Raw genomic sequence first — 17,673 nt, 5'->3', positions numbered from 1 at the left:
GGCGTACGGAAGTGACGGCGTACGAAAAGGGGGCGGCACCCGGTGTTGGGTGCCGCCCCCTTTTTTTCGTGGTGTGCGGGGCGTGGTGTCTCAGCGCTCGCGGCGGGTGCGCAGGGCGTCCCTGAGGAGTTCCGCGAGGTGTCGGGGGCGGCGGTCGGAGAGTTGGGTGATCTGGGTGCGGCAGCTGTAGCCGTCCGCGAGGACCACCGTGTCGTCGGCCGCCTCGCGCAGCGCGGGCAGCAGGGTGTGTTCGCCGACCGCGACCGACACGTCGTAGTGGCCGTCCTCGAAGCCGAAGTTGCCGGCCAGGCCGCAGCAGCCGGAGTCGAGGCGGCCGCTGTCCACGCCGACGCGGGCGAGCACCCGGTCGTCCGCCTTGCTGCCGAGCGTGGCGTGCTGGTGGCAGTGGGTCTGGGTGAGGGCGGTGACGTCGTCGAGGTGGCCGAAGTCGACGTCGGGGGCGCGCTGGTCGAGGAGTTCGGCGAGGGTCATCGTCTGCTCGGCGAGGCGCTCGGCGCGCGGGTCGCCGGGGAACAGCTCCGTGGCGTCCGAGCGGAACAACGAGGTGCAGCTGGGCTCCAGGCCGATCAGCGGCATCCCTTCCTGGAGGTACGGGTCGACGGCCTTCAACGTCCGCTCCAACACCCGCTTGGCCATGTCGAGTTGCCCCGTGGTGTGCCAGGTGAGTCCGCAGCAGAGGCGGTCGGGCGGGAGGACCACCTCGAAGCCGGCGTGTTCGAGGACGAGGACCGCCGCGCGGCCCACTTCGGGCGACATGAACTCCGTGAAGGTGTCCGGCCAGAGGAGGACCTTGCCCCTGCTGCCGGGGGCCGGGGTCTTGGGGCGCTTCTTGAAGCTCGTACGGAAGCGGCGTGACGCGAAGGGCGGGACCGGGCGCTCCGGGGCGATGCCGCCCGCCTTCTTGAGGAGACCGGCCGCCTTCTTGTTGCGCGTCACCGCGTTGACGAGGCCGGGGGCAAGGCCCGCCACATGCGACCACAGGGGCAGCCAGCCGAGGGCGTAGTGGGAGGCGGGGCGGCGCTTGCCCTTGTAGTGGTGGTGCAGGAACTCCGCCTTGTAGGAGGCCATGTCGACGCCCACGGGGCAGTCGCTCTTGCAGCCCTTGCAGGACAGACACAGGTCGAGGGCCTCGGCTGCCTCCTCGGACTGCCAGCCGTCGGTGATGACGTCGCCCTGCACCATTTCGTAGAGCACGCGTGCGCGCCCGCGCGTGGAGTCCTTCTCGTCTCCGGTGGCGCGGTAGCTGGGACACATCACGCCGCCTGACGCGGTGCGGCACTTGGCGATGCCGACGCAGCGGCGCAGCGCCTTGGACAGGTCGCCGCCGTCCTCTTGGAGCGCGAGCGTCGTCGTCAGGGAGAGGGTGGGGCGGTGGCCCGCGGTGATGCGGAGGCGTTCGTCTGCGGGGCGGGGATGGACGAGGATGCCGGGGTTGAGGCGGTTCTCGGGGTCCCAGACGGCCTTGAACTCGCCGAAGGCTTCCATGGCTTCGGCGCTGTAGACGAGCGGCAGGAATTCGGCGCGGGCCTGGCCGTCGCCGTGTTCACCGGAGAGGGTGCCGCCGTGCTTGGCGACCATTTCGGCCGCGTCCCTCATGAACGTACGGAAGATCCGTACGCCGTCCGCCGTCTCGTGGTCGAAGTCGATGCGGATGTGCACGCAGCCCTCGCCGAAGTGCCCGTACGGGGTGCCCTGGAGGCCGTGCGTCTCCAACAGGGCGGCCAGGTCGCGCAGGTAGTCGCCGAGGTGCTCGACGGGGACGGCGGAGTCCTCCCAGCCGGGCCAGGCCTCGGAGCCGTCGGGGGCGCGGGTGGCGAGCCCGGAGCTGTCCTCGCGGATGCGCCACAGGGCGGCCTGCTCCTTCGGATCCTGTACGAGGCGTACGTCGACGGCGCTGGTGTCCTTCAACAGGGCGTCGGCGCGGGCCCGTTCGGCGTCCGGGTCGGGTGTCGGGTCCGTGTGGCCGAACTCGCACAGCAGCCATCCCGCGCCTTCGGGAAGCATCTCCTCGGGGCGGGCGTCGGGCACGTTGCGGCGCAGCGCCGCGACCTGGTCGCCGCCCAGGCCCTCGCAGGCGATGGGCTCGTGGCGCAGGACGTGGCGGGCGGCGTCACCGGCGGCGGGCAGGTCGGAGAAGCCGAGCGCCACGAGGGTGCGGCGGGCAGGGAGGTCGACGAGCTTGACGGTGGCCGACACGACGACGGCGCAGGTGCCTTCGGTGCCGACCAGGGCGGCGGCGAGGTCGAAGCCCTTCTCCGGGAGGAGGTGTTCGAGGCTGTAGCCGGAGACCTGGCGGCGGAAGCGGCCGAACTCGGTGCGCAGCATGGCCAGATGGCGGTCGCGCAGGTCGCGGAGGCGGGCGTGGATCTCGCCGGTGCGGCCGCCCTCGTCTATGACGTGCTGGAGTTCGTCCGCGTCGAGGGAGCGGAGGCGGATGCGCTCGCCGTCGTAGGTGAGGACTTCGAGTTCGACGATGTTGTCGGCGGTGCGGCCCCAGGCGACGGAGTGCGTGCCGCAGGCGTTGTTGCCGATCATGCCGCCGATGGTGCAGCGGGCGTGCGTGGAGGGGTCGGGGCCGAAGCGCAGTCCGTGCAGTTTGCAGGCGTCCTGGAGGCGGTCGAGGACGACGCCGGGCTCGACGCGGGCGGTGTGGGCCTCGGCGTCGATGTCGAGGATGCGGTTGAGGGAGCGGGAGGTGTCGATGACGACGCCGTCGCCGACGGCCTGGCCCGCGATGGAGGTGCCGGCGCCGCGCAGGGTGACGGCGACGTCGAGGCCGTGGCAGGCGGCGAGGGCGGCGGCCAGCTCGTCGGTGTCGGCGGGCAGGACGACGGCGGCGGGGACCTGCCGGTAGACGGAGGCGTCCTGGGCGTACTCGGCGCGGCGCCGCGTGCCGAAAGCGACCTCGCCGCGCGGGACGGCGGCCCGCAGCGCGCGCTCCAGCTCGCGCAGCGTCGCCGGGTCGGGGCTGTCGGGGCGGGGCGCGGCGGATCCTGGCGGGGCGACGGGGGCGGACATCTGGGGCTCCTTCGGGCGGGGTGGCGGGTGGTGCGCAGGCGTGCGGCCGATCACTCACGGCAGTGGCGCGGAACGCGGTCACGCGGAACGCAGTGGCGCCCCGGCGCGGCGGGAGGCCGGCCGGGGCGCCAGTGGAGGTGCGGGGCGGCGCCGATCGCGCCGCACCCGCTCCTGCCGGAGGCGTCAGCCGAGGACCGCCGCGACCGACTCGCGCCACAGGCGCAGGCCCTCGTCGATCTGCTCACCGTTGACGACGAGCGGCGGGATCATGCGGACGACCTGGCCCTGCGCGCCGCAGGTGAGCAGCAGCAGACCGCGCTCGGCGGCGGCCGCGTGGACGCGGGCGGCGGTCGCGCCGTCCGGGGAGCCGTCGGCGGTGACGAACTCGGTGCCCGCCATGAGGCCGAGGCCGCGGACGTCGCCGATGCCGCCCTGGCCGCCGACCGGGTAGGACGCGGCGACCTCGCGCAGCCCGGCGAAGAGCTGCTCGCCGCGCTCGCGGGCGTTCTCGACGAGCTTCTCCTCCTGGATCACGTCGAGCGTGGCGATGGCCGCCGCGCACGCCACCGCGTTGCCGCCGTACGTGCCGCCCTGCGAGCCGGGCCAGGCCCGCGCCATGAGTTCCTTGGACGCCGCGATCGCCGAGAGCGGGAAGCCGCTGGCGAGGCCCTTGGCGGTGACGATGATGTCGGGCTTGCCGTCGAAGTGGTCGTGGCCCCAGAACTTGCCGGTGCGCCCGAACCCGGTCTGCACCTCGTCGATGATCAGCAGGATGCCGTGCCGGTCGGCACGCTCCCGCAGGCCCCGCAGGAAGGCCGTGTTGGCGGGAACGTAGCCGCCCTCCCCGAGGACCGGTTCGACGATGAAAGCGGCGGTGTCGGCGGGCGCGGTGACCGTGGCGAGCAGCTGGTCGAGCTCGCGCAGCGCGAACTTCGTCGCGGTCTCCTCGTCCCAGCCGTAGTAGAACGCGGCGGGGAACGGCGCGAGCGCGACGCCCGCCATCAGCGGCCCGTACCCGGAGCGGAACTTGGTGGCCGACGTCGTCATCGACGCGGCGGCGAGCGTACGGCCGTGGAAGCCACCCTGGAAGGCGACGATGTTGGGCCGGCCGGTGGCCTGCTTCGCGAGCCGCATCGCGGCCTCGACCGCCTCCGAGCCGGAGTTCACGAAGAAGAGTGAGTCCAGCCCGTTCGGCAGCACCTCGCCCAGGCGCTCGCTGAGCGTGCGCAGCGGCTTGTGCATCACGGTCGTGTACTGGCCGTGGATGAGCTTGCCGACCTGCTCCTGGGCGGCGGCGACCACCTTCGGGTGGCAGTGCCCGGTGGACGTGACGCCGATGCCGGCGGTGAAGTCCAGGTGGGCACGGCCCGACTCGTCGTAGAGATGGACGCCCTCGCCGCGTTCGGCCAGGACGGGGGTGGCCTGCTTGAGGACGGGGGACAAGGCACTCATGGACGGCTCCTCGCTCGGTGACCGGACCTGCTGCGGATCTTCTGCCCACAGATCTTCTACGGAGATCAACATCGGGCTGCGTCGTAGGATTGTCAACAACCTACACTCATGCAAGCATGCAATTCCGCGGCTGTCCACGAGTGAGCCGGGCCGGGAGTTCCAAAACCACGGGAGTCGAAGTGAGTGCAGTGAGCGAGCAGCAGACAGAGCGCGAGCGGGCGGTCGTCGCGTCCGTGCCCGACGGGCTGTTCATCGGCGGCAACTGGCGCCCGGCGGCCTCCGGCGCGACCTTCGGCGTCGAGGACCCCTCGGTCGCCCGTGAGCTGCGCACCGTCGCCGACGCGGGCGCCGAGGACGCGCGCGCCGCCGCCGAGGCGGCGGGCGCCGCGCAGGAGTCCTGGGCGGCGACGTCGCCGCGCGAGCGGAGCGAGATCCTGCGCCGCGCCTACGAGCTGATCATGCAGCGCCAGGACGAACTGGCCCTCCTGATGACCCTGGAGATGGGCAAGCCGCTGGCCGAGGCGCGCGGCGAAGTGGCGTACGGCGCCGAGTTCTTCCGCTGGTTCGCCGAGGAGGCCGTCCGGATCGAGGGCGGCTACCAGACCTCCCCCGACGGCAAGGACCGCTTCGTCGTGATGAAGCGCCCGGTGGGTCCCGTCCTGCTGATCACGCCGTGGAACTTCCCGCTCGCCATGGGCACCCGCAAGATCGGCCCGGCGATCGCGGCGGGCTGCACGATGATCATCAAGCCCGCCGAGCAGACGCCGCTGACGATGCTGAAGCTCGCCGAGATCATGACGGAGGCCGGCGTCCCGGCCGGTGTCCTGAACGTGCTGACGACCTCCCGCCCCGGTGACGTCGTCGAGCCGCTCATGCGCGGCGGCGTCATCCGCAAGCTGTCCTTCACCGGCTCCACGGCCGTCGGCCGCCTCCTCATCGAGCAGAGCGCCGAGCACGTGCTGCGGGTCTCGCTCGAACTGGGCGGCAACGCGCCGTTCGTCGTGTGCGAGGACGCCGACCTGGACAAGGCCGTCGAGGGCGCCATGGCCGCGAAGATGCGCAACATCGGTGAGGCGTGCACGGCCGCCAACCGGCTGTACGTGCACGAGTCGGTGGCCGGCGAGTTCGCCGAGAAGCTCGCCGCGCGGATGGCCGCGCTGGGCGTCGGGCGCGGCACCGAGGACGGTGTCACGGTCGGCCCGCTGATCGACGAGGACGGCCGCGGCAAGGTCGAGGAGCTGGTCGCCGACGCCGTGCAGCGCGGCGCCAAGGTCCTCACCGGTGGCGAACGCGCCGACGGCGAGGGCTACTTCTACACGCCGACCGTCCTCACCGACGTCTCCCCCGACTCCGCCCTGATGAGCCAGGAGATCTTCGGCCCCGTGGCCCCCATCCTCACCTTCACCGACGAGGACGAGGTGGTCGCGGCCGCCAACGACACCGAGTACGGCCTGGTCTCGTACCTCTTCACGGAGAACCTGGAGCGGGCGTTCCGGCTGTCCGAGCGCCTGGAGACCGGCATGGTCGGCCTGAACAAGGGCGTCGTGTCGAACCCGGCGGCCCCCTTCGGCGGCGTGAAGGCGTCGGGCCTCGGCCGTGAGGGCGGCCGGGTCGGCATCGACGAGTTCCTGGAGACGCGGTACCTGGCGATGCCGCTGGGCTGACCGCCGAGCCCCCTCAGCCTCCCCATTTTCCCCGTACGTTGATCATCGATCAGACCGGAGCGACTGCACCCATGGACCGTTTCATCGAGGTCTCCCTGCCCAAGCGCGGCGTCACCGCCACCGCGAAGCTGCTCGACGACCGCGCGCCGATCACCTGCGAGGCCATCTGGAACGCGCTGCCGCTGGGCAGCGACGTCTACCACGCGAAGTACGCCCGCAACGAGATCTACACCCTCGTCCCTGCCTTCGCCCCGCAGGAGCCCCCGCTGGAGAACCCGACGATCACGCCGATCCCCGGCGACCTGTGCTACTTCACCTTCTCCAACACCCAGATGAGCACCGCCTCCTACGGCTACGAGGCCGCCGCCGAGCAGCAGGGCAACCAGGCGGCGCACGCCGAGCGGGACATCGTCGTCGACCTCGCCCTGTTCTACGAGCGCAACAACCTGCTGATCAACGGCGACCAGGGCTGGGTCCCCGGCATCGTCTGGGGCTCGGTCGTCGAGGGCCTCGACCGGCTCGCCGAGGCCTGCCAGGACCTGTGGCGGGCGGGCGCCATCGGGGAGTCGCTGCAGTTCAAGCGCGCGGAGTGAGGTAGGCGGGGCGCATACCGGAGGGGCGGGTCACAACGGGTCACAGTGGGTCCCCGAGGGGCCCGTGCTCCCCCTCCAGGCCCTTGGCCCAGTACGCGGCGAAGTCCGGCTGCGTGCCGTCGATGTCGGTGAACCCGTACTCCTCGTACAGCCCCCATGTGGCCAGCGCCCGGCCCGACTTGGCCAGTACGTTCGGGTCGGCGGCCAGCGCGGCGACGGCCCGGCCGAGGTAGGCCGGGGTCTCGGAGTGCGCGAAGTGCGGGTCCCTGGCCGCGCCGTCGCGCCAGTTGGCCTCGGTGACCCCGAAGTGGTCGAGCATGGCCTCCGAGCGCAGGAATCCGGGCGTGAGGGCGACGGCCGCGACGCCGTGGGGCCGCAGTTCGGCGGCCTGCGCGACGGCGAGGCGGATGACGGAGGACTTCGCCAGGTCGTAGAAGAGGGTGCCGCGGTAGCGGGCGGTGTTGCCGTCCGTGACCTCCACGACGAGGCCGCTCCCCCGGGCGACCATGAGGGGGAGCGCGTACCGGCTGGTGATGATGTGTGTGTCGACCGCCTGCCGCAGCAGCCGGAACCCGGTGTCCAGGTCCTGTTCCCACAGCGGGTGTTCCCAGTCGGTCAACGGGTCGCCGCCCCATACGGAGTTGACGAGGACGTCGAGCCGCCCGTCCTGTTCGGCGGCGATCCGGTCGACGAGGGCGCGGACCTCGTCGGGGCGGCTGTGGTCGGTGCGGACCGGGATGCCGTGGCCACCGGCGGCGGTGACCCGCTCGGCGGTCTCCTCGATGGTTTCGGGGCGGTCCATGTCGGAGCGCCCCTCCGCCTTGCCGCTGCGGCCGGTGACGTACACCGTCGCGCCGGCGGCTCCGAGTTCGACGGCGATGCCGCGTCCGCCGCCGCGCGTACCGCCCGAGACGAGGGCGACCTTCCCGGACAGCGGGCGTGCGTCGGTCGTCATGTGGCCTCCGAGTGTCGGTTCCGGCAGGGCCTTGAACCGTAGCGGCCGCCACTGTCAGTCGAAGACTGACCAGCAGATGTCGTTGCGCAGCCGCTGGTCGTCCAGGACGAGTTCCCTTACGGCGTCCGGGAGTCGGTCCCGCTGCCAGCGGCACTCGGCCCGGCCCGCGCGCTCGGCCTCGCTCTTGGGCACCGACGCCCGTACCGCCTTGATCGCGTATGCCGCCGCGCCGAGTTCGTGCGCGGCGACGTGCGCGACCACCGCGGCCTGCCCCGCCGCGAACGCCGCGTGCCGGGCCGCTCCTTCGAGCACGCGCGCCGCGGCCATGGCGTGGCCTCCGGCGGCGCGCGAGTCGGACATCCGGATCTCGCCGCGCGTCCAGGCGCGGACCTGATCGAGGGCCTGGCGAGGGCGCGGGTCGGCCGGTGCCACCGCTTCGAAGAGCGGCAGTACGTGTTCGGCGCACGTCGCCGCCCACAGGGCCAGGAGGTGGTGGTCGGCGTCCGTGAGGGTGCCGCCGCGGCGCAGGGTGATGAAGCGGGGGTCGCGGATCTTGGGCAGGATCACGGGTCAGGCACCCGTCCCCTTCGGGAGCACGGCGTGCGGCACCCATCCCGCGCGCCCCTGGGCGTTCTCGCACCAGCTCCAGCCCGACTCCGGGTCGTCCTCGACGACGACCAGTTCCTCACCGGTCGCCACGGGCAGCTCCTGGGTGTCGTAGGCGTGCCGGACCTCGGCCGTCGGGCGGCCCTCTCCCAGATACCGTTCCGGCACCCAGCCGGCGCCGCTGGCCGTCGTGACGAACACGAAGGCGGGCCACGTGGTGTCCCGCTCCCCCACCCGCACCTGGTCTCCGGGCCGGACCCGGATCGGAGCCCGCTCGGAGATCTCGTGATCGGTGACGGCCTGCACACGCATGACGGTCAACTCCCCTCCCCCGACTCCCCCGACTCCCCGAAGACGACTTCGGCGGGAGCGACCAGCCTACCGGCGGTACCGGCGCCCGGTACCGCCGGTGGACGCCCCTCAGCCGACGGGCGCCGTGCCCACCACGCCCGCCCCGCGCAGCGCCGCGTGCAGCACCGCCGAGGCGCGCAGGATCAGCTCGTCGCCGTGGCGCGCGGCGACCAGTTGGGCGCCCACCGGGAGGCCCGCGTCCGTGACGCCGCAGGGGACCGTGGAGGCGGGCTGCTGGGTGAGGTTGAAGGGGTAGGTGAAGGGGGTCCAGCCGGTCCAGCGCTGGTGGGAGCTGCCGGGCGGCACCTCGACGCCCGCCTCGAACGCCGGGATCGGCACGGCGGGCGTGAGCAGCAGGTCGTACGTCTCGTGGAAGCGGCCCATGCGGACACCGAGCGCCATGCGTGTGTCGACGGCGCCCAGGTAGTCGAGCGCGGTCTTGGCGGCGCCCTCGCGGCACGCCTCCTGAAGGCCCGCGTCGAGGCTCGCGAACTGCTCGGTGCCGAGGTGCTCGACGACCTTGGCCGCTCCCGAGAACCACAGCGTGTGGTACGCCTCCACGGGGTCGCTGAAGCCGGGGTCGGCCTCTTCGACGTCGGCACCGAGGTCGGCGAGGAGGCGGGCGACGGCCGCCACGCGCTCGGCCACCTGCGGGTCGACGGGGGCGCCCGCGAGGGTCGGGGCGTAGGCGATGCGCAGTCCGCGCAGGGAGCCGTCGGCGAGGGCCTCGGTGACGGCGGCGCGGTAGCTGCCGCGCGGGGCGTCGAGGGCCGACCAGTCGCGGCTGTCGAAGCCGGTGACGACGTCCATGAGGAGGGCCGCGTCCTCGACGGTGCGGGTCATGGGGCCCGCGTGGGCGAGGGTGCCGAAGGGGCTCGCCGGGTACAGCGGGATGCGTCCGTACGTGGGCTTCATGCCGAAGATTCCGCAGAACGCGGCGGGGATGCGGACCGAGCCGCCGCCGTCCGTGCCGATGGACAGCGGGGCCATGCCGGCGGCGACGGCCGCGGCGCTGCCGCCGGAGGAGCCGCCCGCCGTGGTCGAGACGTCCCACGGGTTGCGGGTGACGCCGGTGAGCGGGTTGTCGGTGACGCCCTTCCAGCCGAACTCCGGCGTCGTCGTCTTGCCGACGAACACGGCGCCCTGTTCCCGCATCCGGGCGACGCACGGCGCGTCCTCGTCCCACTCCCGGTCGGGCGAGACGGTCAGGGAACCGCGCAGCGTGGGGCGGCCCTTGGTGAGCATCAGGTCCTTGATGGAGGTGGGCACGCCGTCGAGGAGGCCGAGCGCCTCGCCGCGTCCGCGGCGCTCCTCGCTGGCCCGCGCCTGCGCGAGCGCCTCCTCGCGGTCGACCAGGCAGAACGCGTTGAGCTTGCTGTCGACGGCCTCGATGCGGTCGAGCACGGAGGCCGTGGCCTCGACCGGGGTGAGGTCGCCGCTCTCGTAGGCGGCGAGGAGTTCGGTGGCGGTGAGCGCGTACGGCTCCTGGGGGGCGGCGGGTGCGGCGGGGGTGCTGGTGGTGGTCGTGCCGGTCGTGCTGGTCATCGGGGGCCCTCCTCTGATGCGGCGGATGCGGCCTGCGGGGCGTCCGCGACCGGTACGTAACCCAGTTCCTTGTCCACGACGTTGCGCAGTGGACGGCCCGCGCGCCAGCGCGCGAAGTTGTCGGCGAAGACCTCGGCGAGGTCGTCGAGCCAGGTGTCGGTGTCGGCCGACATGTGCGGGGAGACGAGCAGGTTCGGCGCGGCCCACATCGGGCTGTCGGCGGGCAGCGGCTCCTCCCGGAACACGTCGAGCGCCGCGCCACCCAAGTGGCCCTCTTCGAGGGCGGAGAGCAGGTCCTTCTCGACGACCATGGGGCCGCGTCCGACGTTGATGAAGCGCGCGCCGCGCTTCATCCGGCCGAACGTGGCGGCGTCGAACAGGTCCTGCGTCTGCTGCGTCAGCGGCGCCGCGCAGACCACCCAGTCGGCGCGCGCGAGCAGCCCGTCCAGCTCGTCGAAGGCGTGCACGGTGCCGACCTCGGGGTCGTCGTCCCTTCGGGTGCGGCCGACGAGGGCGGTGTCGATGCCGAGGGCGCGCAGGGTGCGCACGACGGCCCGGCCGATGGGCCCGCCGCCGAGCACGACGGCTCGGGTGCCCCAGACGCGCTGGGTGACGCGGTGCCGCCAGACCCGGTCGCGCTGGCGGTCGTAGGTCCCGGCGAAGTCCTTGGCGAGGGCGATGACCTGGCCCGCGACGTACTCGGCGATGGGCTGTTCGAAGACGCCGCGCGAGTTCGTGAGGATGGCGTCGGACTCGCGCAGGGCAGGGAACATCAGCCGGTCGACCCCGGCGCTCGCGGTGTGCACCCAGCGCGGTCCGCCCCGTTCGGGCCAGGCGGCGGGCAGCGCCTCGGTGCCGAACTCCCACACCAACAGGGCGTCCGCGTGTGGCAGTTCGGCGGCGAGCCGGTCCTCGGGGATGCAGACGAGCTCGGCGTGGGCCGACACCTCCTCCAGGCCGTTCGGCCGGTGGTCGGCGAGCACCAGAACGCGGGATTTCTCGGTCTTCGGCACGGCGTTCCTTCTGGTCGCGCGGCGGGGCGCGGCGACGGTTGGAGCGGACGGTATGCGAGGTGCGGGACGAGGGTTGACCATGGGGGGACGAAGCCCCGTGAGGGCCAGGGGAAACGACATCCCCTGTGCTGATTTCCCCGGCTCTTTACCGAGGCTTTCACCACGATGAACGAGCCGTCCCCCGTAGGGGATTGACACGCTAAGCAGCCGATCTTTACGTTGTCAACAATCTACAGGTGCAGCGCGGGACATCTCCGCTACCCGTAGGCCGCCCGGCAAAACCCTTCTCCGCACCACCTGCCATCACGTCCACCTCAGGCGTTCGGACCGGAAACCCGTACGCGTGCAGCCATGAAGGGGCTCTGCATTGGACATCACGACCTTCGGCGGACCCGTTCCGCAGCGCGGCATCGGCGTAGTCGCCCCGTTCGACTTCGCGCTCGACCGTGAGCTGTGGCGTTGGATCCCCGAGGAGATCTCCCTCCACCTGACCCGAACCCCGTACGTCCCCGTGGAGGTCAGCGTGGACATGGCTCGCTTGATCAGCGAGCACGAGACCTTGCACAACGCCGTCATGGCGCTCGACGCGGTGCGGCCCGTTTCCTTCGCGTACGCGTGCACGTCCGGCAGTTTCGTCGGCGGCACGGCGCACGAGCAGGCCATGTGCGCCTCCATGAGCGGCGCGGGCCGCGGCGTACCGGCCGTGACGACCTCCGGGGCGCTCCTGGAGGCCGTCACCGAGCTTGGCGCACGCCGGGTCAGCGTGATCACGCCCTATACGGCGTCGCTGACCGACTCGCTCGCCGACTTCATGGGCGAGGCGGGGGTGGACGTGGTCGGGCGGCAGTACATGGGCCTGACCGGGGAGATCTGGAAGGTCGGTTATCGCAACGTGGTGGAGCTGGCCCGCTCCGCCGACCTCACGCACGCCGACTGTCTCTTCATCAGCTGCACGAACCTCTCGACGTACGACGTGATCCCGCAGCTGGAGGCGGAGCTGCGGATCCCGGTGATCTCCGCGAACCAGGTCACGATGTGGTCGGCGCTGCGGCACGCGGGCGCCGAGGCCGCGGGTGACTACCAGTCACTGATCGACCCGGCGGCCCGTGCGGCGCTCGCGCCCTACCAGAGGCGGGTCATCGCGCCGCCGCCGATCACCGCGGCGGCCGTCGCGGCGGAGGCCGCCGACTGGGAGCGGCTGTCCGCGTCCGAGTCCGCCGCGGCCGCTCCCCCGGAAGAGCCGATCGCGGACATCGACCTCGGCTGAGGCCCTCTCCCGTACCGCTGAGCCCTTGTGCGGTGCCACGCCCGTGGCACCGCCGTTGCAGCTCTTCCTACTGTCAACAATCTACATTTGACCGGATTCCCGGTACACTGCCTGCACGAAAGGACGTCGAAAGCATGAGCGAGAAGACCACGCGCGTCGGGTTCCTCTACCCCGGCCACTCCGCCGAGGACGACTACCCGCGCCTCGAGCGGATGATCGGCGGCGGCGCCCGGCTCACGCTCGTCCACACGGACATCGGCGTGGACGCGCACCGGGTGGACGACCTCCTGGAGATGGGCTCTACGCACCGTCTCAAGGCGGCGCTCGGCGAGCTGCTCGCGCAGCCGCAGGACGTGGTCGTGTGGGCGTGCACCAGCGCCAGCTTCATCTTCGGTCCGGACGGTGCCCGCAAGCAGGTCGCCGAGCTCGCGGAGGCGGCGGGCCTGCCGGTCGAGCGGGCCTCCTCGACGTCCTTCGCCTTCGCGCACGCCGTGCAGGCGCTGGGGGTACGCCGCCTGGCGATCGCCGCCACGTACCCGGACGATGTGGCGGGCTACTTCGTGCGGTTCCTGGAGCACCACGGCGCCGAGGTCGTCTCGGTGTCCGGGCAGGGCATCATCACCGCCGCCGAGGTCGGCACGCTGGGCCGCGAGCAGGTCCTCGAACTGGCCCGGGAGAACGACCACCCGGACGCCGAGGCGATCCTGCTGCCCGACACCGCGCTGCACAGCGCCGCCTGGCTGGACGACCTGGAGGAGGCCGTCGGCAAGCCCGTTCTGACGGCGAACCAGGTCACCGCCTGGGAGGGCCTGCGGCTCGCGGGCGACGAGGCGCCGCGCGAGGGGCTCGGCTCGCTGTTCCGCCTCTCCCGTAGTCCCCATTCCCCGACCCCCGCGGCCGTGTGAAGCGCCGGCCGCGCCGATGTGAGGAAACGAACTGAATATGGCCACTGCGAAGACGCTGCGACCGGTCAAGCGTGAACCCGCGGCGACCGTCATCGCCGCCCAGCTCACCGAAGCGATCATGGACGGCACCCTGGCGCCCGGCACCCAGCTCGGCGAGGCCGAACTGGCGAGCCAGCTCGGCGTGAGCCGGGGGCCGCTGCGCGAGGCGCTGCAACGCCTCGTACAGCAGGGCATCGCCGTCAGCGCACCGCATCGCGGCGTCTTCGTGACCCGCCTCGACGAGGACGATGTGCGCGACATCTATCTCGCGCGCACCGCCATGGAGTCCGCGGCCTGCCACCTCGTGCTCCAGAAGGACCCGCAGGCCACGGCGGCCCACCTGGAGAAGGCGCACCGCAGGATGGAGTCGGCGGCGCGGCGCGGCAACGACGCGGCGCTGAGCGCCGCCGACATGGAGTTCCACCAGGTGCTCGTCGAGGAGTCCGGGAGCCCGCGCCTGCAGCGCATCGCGCAGACCCTGTTCGTCGAGACGCGGATGTGCCTGTCGGTCCTCACCGACGACCACCCCGACCCGGACGCGCTGGTCGAGGAGCACGCGGAGCTGATCGAGGCGCTGCGCGACGAGGACGAGGAGCGGCTGCTCACCCTCCTCGACGCGCACATGCAGGACGCGGTGAACCGCCTCACGGGCGAGTCCGCGCAGCCGGTGGCCGAGCCGGACGCGGCGGCGGGCTGACCCGCCGCCGCGCACGACCCGCTCCCCCGTGGGCCGCTCAGCGGCCCATCAGCGGCCCATCAACGGGCCATCAGGACGAAGACTCCCCAGCCGAGGTACTCCCGCTGGTACCGCGTGTACCGGGCGGGCTCGGTGGTGAGTGTCTCCCGTACCTCGGCGGCCATCTCGTCGTCGGGGTTGGCGTCGAGCCAGCGGCGCATGGTGAGCCACTGCGCCGCCTGGTACCGGTCCCAGCTGTCCTGGTCGGCGAGGACCATTTCCACGACGTCGTACCCGAGCTCGCCGAACCGCTCGACAAGGTCCGGCAGCGGCAGGAAGTCGTCCCTGCCGGTGGCGCCGCAGGCCTGGGCGGTGTCTTCGTCCGGTACGTCGCGCCGCCAGTACGGTTCGCCGATCAGCATCAGGCCGCCGGGACGCAGGCTCTTGGCGAGCAGGTCGACGGTGCCGGCCACGCCGTTGCCGATCCAGGTGGCGCCGACGCACGCGGCGACGTCGACCTGCTCGTCCGCGACGTGTCCCGCCGCGTCCCCGTGCACGAAGGTGACACGGTCGGCGACGCCGAGTTCGGCGGCGCGGGCGCGGGCCTGCTCGGTGAACATCGTGCTGATGTCGACGCCGGTCCCGGTGATGTGGTGGTCCCGGGCCCAGGTGCACAGCATCTCGCCCGAACCGCTGGCCAGGTCGAGGACGCGGGTCCCGGGCGCCATGCGCAGCGCCCGGCCCAGGTCGGCGAACTTGCCCGGGGTGAACGGGTTGTGGATGCGGTGGCTACTTTCGCGAATGGTGAAGATGCGTGGCAGATCCACGAGGGGTGTTCCTTACGTTCGATGAGGTCGGGGAGTTCACGTAGGGCGGTCGACCGGAGTCGGCCACCGTCGCTCGGACCGTCATCAAGCACACCTCGTTCAGCACGTATCGATCTTCGACCCACTCAACGTAGGTCTTCCGGTTCGATGTCTCCACCGAATTTCTCGCGCCCTGTCGGAAATCCGTGAATCCGGGTACTCCGGCATCGGTTTTCCGGGGTTCGGCCCACCTGGCTGGCCTCGATGCCGTCCGAGGACGCAGGGTGCTCACGGTCGAGGGAAGAGTCGAGCGCGGTGCGCGGCGCCGCAGGAGAGGGTTTTCGTGAACGTGGCGACAAGGGCGAACGGAACACAGGAGCGGCGGGCCGTCACACTCGTCATGGCCTGTGTCGGGGTGTTCGTCGCCTATCTGCCGGTGACCTCCGTGTCGGTGAGTCTTCCGGCGATCCAGCGGGCGCTCGGCGCGTCCACATCGGAACTGTCCTGGGTGTCCGACGCGTTCGTGCTGCCGATGGCGGCGCTCATCCTGACGGCGGGCGTGTTCGGCGATGTGCACGGGCGCAAGAAGGTGTTCCAGGCGGGCCTGGCGTTCACCGCGATCGGCGCCGCGACGGCGCTGTGCGCGCGGTCGATCGAGGTGGTGTGGACCGGTCAGGCGCTGGCCGGGATCGGCGCGGCGGCGCTGCTGCCGACGACGCTGGCGATGATCAGTCAGGCGGTGCCTGATCCGCGTGAGCGCGGCAAGTTCGTGGGGCTGTGGGCCTCGTCGCTGATGGCGGCGCTGGCGGTCGGGCCGCTGATCTCCGGCGTGATCCTCGACCACGCGTCGTGGCGCTGGATCTATCTGCCGTCCATACCCGTGGCGCTGCTCGCGATGGCGGTCGCGGCCCGCCTCGTCAGGGACTCGCGTGCCCCGCACGCGCGTGCCCTGGACTGGCCGGGGCAGATCACCGCGACGGTCGCCATCACGGCGCTCGTGTACGGGGTGATCGAGGGCGGCGCCGAGTCGTTCTCGGACGTGCGGGTGCTGGTGGCGCTTGGCCTTGCCGTGGTCGGCCTGATCGCCTTCGTCGTCTTCGAGCGGCGCAGCGCCAGCCCGATGCTCGACCTGAAGCTGTTCCGCAGCGCCGGGTTCAGCGCGACGAGCCTCATCGCGATGATCACGTTCATGGGGCTCATCGGGTTCTTCTTCGTGCTGAGCCTCTACTTCGGCATGGTGCAGCGGCTCGACACCCTGGACGCCGGGTACCGGCTGCTGATGGTGACCGGTGTGTGCTTCTTCGTCGGACCACTGGCCGGTCGTGTCATGCACCGGGTGTCGCCGCGCGTGCTGATCAGCGTCGGTCTGCTGTGTGCGGCGGGCGCGCTGTTCGCCCTGATGTCGCTGACCGCCGACACCTCGTTCGGGCCGATGTCCTGGCGGCTCGCGCTGCTGGGGCTCGGGATGGGTCTCGTCGTCACCCCGATGACGGCGACGGCCGTGTCCTCCGTGCCGCACCACCTGGCGGGCATGGCCGCGGCGGGCAACAACGCGTTGCGGCAGGTGGGCGGCGCGCTCGGTCCCGCGATCCTCGGCGCGCTGCTCACGTCGAGGTCGACGGGGAATCTGGCCGGGCACCTGGCGGATGCCGGGGTGACCGGGTCGGCGGCGGAGCGGATCGTCGGTGCCGCGGAGGCACAGGGGCTCGGGGCGGTGGCCCAGTTGGACCTCGGGGCGGACCGGGGGCGGGCCCTTGGCGCGCTGTCGGAGTCGTTCCTCGACGGGATGCAGCTGTGCCTGGTCGTGGCGGGTTCGCTGGCCGTGCTCGCGGCGCTGGTCGGGGCGGTGTTCCTGCGCCGGCCCGAGCCGAAGCCGGCCACGGAGCCGAAGCCGGAGCCGGTGCCCGCGCGGCGGGAGCCGGTGTCGGTGCCGCAGCGGACGACCGCTTCCGCGACCGTTTCCGAGCACGAGGAGCCGGTCGCGGGTCCCGCTCTGTCCGGCTCCGTGCGCGACGCCTCGGGCGCGGCCCTGTCGGGAGCCGTACTCACCCTCATCTCGCCCTCGGGTCAGCAGCTCGCCCCAGCCGTCGCCGGGCCCGACGGGCACTACCGCGTGCCCGTTCCCGGTCCCGGCGCCCATGTGCTGATCACGACGGCGGAGGGCCACCACCCGCACGCCACGAACCTCGTCCTCGACGGCGACCGGCCGGCCGCGCACGACATCCTGCTGTCCGGCGCGGGCAGCCTCACCGGCAAGGTCCTCGGCGCCGACGGCCTTCCCGTGGCGGGCGCCGTCGTCACGGTCACGGACGCGCGCGGCGACGTACTGGCGAGCGGCACCACGGACACCTCCGGGGGCTACGCGTTCGGGGACGTCGCCGAGGGGGAGATCACGGTCTCCGTGGCCGCCGAGGGGTTCCGGCCGACCGCCGTCGCGGCGCGCGCCGACCGGTCGGCGACGGTGCTTGCGGAGATCACGCTCCGTCCGGGTGTCCGCCTTCAGGGGCAGATTCGTACGAAGTCGGGGCTGCGGCCGCTGTCCGACGCGCGCGTCACCTTGCTGGACGCCGCCGGGAACGTGGTGGGCACGTCGACGACGGGTTCGGACGGCGCGTACGCCTTCGGTGATCTGGACGCCGGGGAGTACTCGCTGGTCGCGAGCGGGTATCCGGCGTCGACGCGGACGGTGTCGGTGAACGGCCGCGCGGTGGACCGCCTCGATCTCGATCTGGCCCACCCGCAGGGCTGAGCCCGTCGGTCGG

14 protein-coding genes are annotated in these 17,673 nt (G+C 72.3%); 6 read left to right on the top strand and 8 right to left on the bottom strand.

Annotation, left to right across the window (positions count from 1 at the left end; genetic code table 11):
* Positions 1–90: 90 nt before the first annotated feature.
* Together RBJ65_RS35805 and RBJ65_RS35800 are read right to left on the bottom strand one after the other, a co-directional pair.
* The gene (locus RBJ65_RS35805; protein ID WP_306319589.1) at positions 91–3,039 is read right to left on the bottom strand and encodes an FAD-binding and (Fe-S)-binding domain-containing protein; all 2,949 of its coding nucleotides are present in this window, start codon (positions 3,037–3,039) and stop codon (positions 91–93) included.
* A gap of 183 nt (positions 3,040–3,222) precedes the next feature.
* The gene (locus tag RBJ65_RS35800) at positions 3,223–4,491 is read right to left on the bottom strand and encodes an aspartate aminotransferase family protein (protein ID WP_306319588.1); all 1,269 of its coding nucleotides are present in this window, start codon (positions 4,489–4,491) and stop codon (positions 3,223–3,225) included.
* A gap of 116 nt (positions 4,492–4,607) precedes the next feature.
* Between RBJ65_RS35800 and RBJ65_RS35795 the strand changes: the two genes are divergently transcribed.
* Together RBJ65_RS35795 and RBJ65_RS35790 are read left to right on the top strand one after the other, a co-directional pair.
* Positions 4,608–6,155 carry an NAD-dependent succinate-semialdehyde dehydrogenase gene (locus RBJ65_RS35795; RefSeq protein WP_372341294.1) on the top strand — a complete coding sequence of 516 codons (1,548 nt, stop codon included), beginning with the start codon at positions 4,608–4,610 and terminating at the stop codon, positions 6,153–6,155.
* A gap of 71 nt (positions 6,156–6,226) precedes the next feature.
* The gene (locus RBJ65_RS35790; RefSeq protein WP_306319587.1) at positions 6,227–6,748 is read left to right on the top strand and encodes a DUF3830 family protein; all 522 of its coding nucleotides are present in this window, start codon (positions 6,227–6,229) and stop codon (positions 6,746–6,748) included.
* A 40-nt stretch (positions 6,749–6,788) separates the two neighbouring features.
* On the opposite strand, the gene RBJ65_RS35785 is transcribed toward RBJ65_RS35790, so the two are convergent.
* The 5 genes from RBJ65_RS35785 to RBJ65_RS35765 form a co-directional block, all read right to left on the bottom strand.
* A complete protein-coding gene (locus RBJ65_RS35785; RefSeq protein WP_306319586.1) occupies positions 6,789–7,703 on the bottom strand; it encodes an SDR family oxidoreductase in 915 nt (304 codons plus the stop codon).
* A 54-nt stretch (positions 7,704–7,757) separates the two neighbouring features.
* Positions 7,758–8,270, bottom strand: a complete 513-nt coding sequence (locus RBJ65_RS35780; RefSeq protein WP_306319585.1) for a putative immunity protein — start codon at positions 8,268–8,270, stop codon at positions 7,758–7,760.
* 3 nt (positions 8,271–8,273) lie between these two features.
* On the bottom strand, positions 8,274–8,621 hold the full coding sequence (locus tag RBJ65_RS35775) for an SH3 domain-containing protein (protein ID WP_306319584.1): 348 nt from the start codon (positions 8,619–8,621) through the stop codon (positions 8,274–8,276).
* Between the two features lie 108 nt (positions 8,622–8,729).
* The gene (locus RBJ65_RS35770) at positions 8,730–10,205 is read right to left on the bottom strand and encodes an amidase (RefSeq protein ID WP_306319583.1); all 1,476 of its coding nucleotides are present in this window, start codon (positions 10,203–10,205) and stop codon (positions 8,730–8,732) included.
* Positions 10,202–11,218: a D-2-hydroxyacid dehydrogenase gene (locus RBJ65_RS35765; protein ID WP_306319582.1), complete on the bottom strand. Its 1,017-nt coding sequence runs from the start codon at positions 11,216–11,218 to the stop codon at positions 10,202–10,204. The genes RBJ65_RS35770 and RBJ65_RS35765 overlap by 4 nt, the downstream gene beginning before the upstream one ends.
* A 367-nt stretch (positions 11,219–11,585) precedes the next feature.
* Here RBJ65_RS35765 and RBJ65_RS35760 point away from each other — a divergent pair, with 367 nt between their 5' ends.
* The 3 genes from RBJ65_RS35760 to RBJ65_RS35750 all read left to right on the top strand — a co-directional run bounded on the left by RBJ65_RS35760 (position 11,586) and on the right by RBJ65_RS35750 (position 14,126).
* Positions 11,586–12,485, top strand: a complete 900-nt coding sequence (locus tag RBJ65_RS35760) for a decarboxylase (protein WP_306319581.1) — start codon at positions 11,586–11,588, stop codon at positions 12,483–12,485.
* A 134-nt stretch (positions 12,486–12,619) separates the two neighbouring features.
* Entirely contained in the window at positions 12,620–13,390 is a 771-nt protein-coding gene (locus tag RBJ65_RS35755; RefSeq protein ID WP_306319580.1) for a decarboxylase, read from the top strand.
* Positions 13,391–13,427: 37 nt separating this feature from the next.
* A complete protein-coding gene (locus tag RBJ65_RS35750; protein WP_306319579.1) occupies positions 13,428–14,126 on the top strand; it encodes a GntR family transcriptional regulator in 699 nt (232 codons plus the stop codon).
* A 59-nt stretch (positions 14,127–14,185) separates the two neighbouring features.
* Here RBJ65_RS35750 and RBJ65_RS35745 read toward each other — a convergent pair whose 3' ends face one another.
* Entirely contained in the window at positions 14,186–14,932 is a 747-nt protein-coding gene (locus RBJ65_RS35745; RefSeq protein WP_306319578.1) for a cyclopropane-fatty-acyl-phospholipid synthase family protein, read from the bottom strand.
* Between the two features lie 322 nt (positions 14,933–15,254).
* Between RBJ65_RS35745 and RBJ65_RS35740 the strand changes: the two genes are divergently transcribed.
* A complete protein-coding gene (locus RBJ65_RS35740) occupies positions 15,255–17,660 on the top strand; it encodes an MFS transporter (RefSeq protein ID WP_306319577.1) in 2,406 nt (801 codons plus the stop codon).
* The last annotated feature ends 13 nt before the right edge of the window (positions 17,661–17,673 follow it).

Origin of the sequence: Streptomyces sp. KL109B (assembly GCF_030766935.1) — a bacterium.
Classification (GTDB): domain Bacteria; phylum Actinomycetota; class Actinomycetes; order Streptomycetales; family Streptomycetaceae; genus Streptomyces.
Note: the sequence above shows the minus strand (reverse complement) of the source record. Positions and strands in the feature narration are given on the sequence as shown.